Annotated in this window: 1 pseudogene; it reads left to right on the top strand. The window is 42.5% G+C overall.

The window, feature by feature from the left end:
• Nucleotides 1–27: 27 nt before the first annotated feature.
• Nucleotides 28–268, top strand: a pseudogene (locus AAEY62_RS22645) (Ktr system potassium transporter B); the annotation flags it as partial.

The raw sequence follows: 268 nt of genomic DNA on the forward strand, positions 1-268 counted from the left end.
CTATCTAGCTCCAAGGCTCTTATAATCATGGTTTTATGGCACCCTCTCAAAACGCCTATTGAGCGCAAAGTCAGTGGGCATAAAAAAATCAATGCGGCTCCGCCTCTTATTTTATGTTGCAGTTTTTTAATATTAATAACGCTAGGAGCATTGGCATTAAAACTGTCTTTTGCAACCTATGAGCCTATTTCCTGGATACAAAGTGCGTTTACGGCAACCTCTGCGGTGACTGTAACTGGACTGGTTGTAGTGGATACCGGTTCAGTGT

Origin of the sequence: Pseudoalteromonas sp. GW168-MNA-CIBAN-0100 (assembly GCF_040309225.1) — a bacterium.
GTDB classification, from domain to species: Bacteria; Pseudomonadota; Gammaproteobacteria; order Enterobacterales; family Alteromonadaceae; genus Pseudoalteromonas; species Pseudoalteromonas arctica.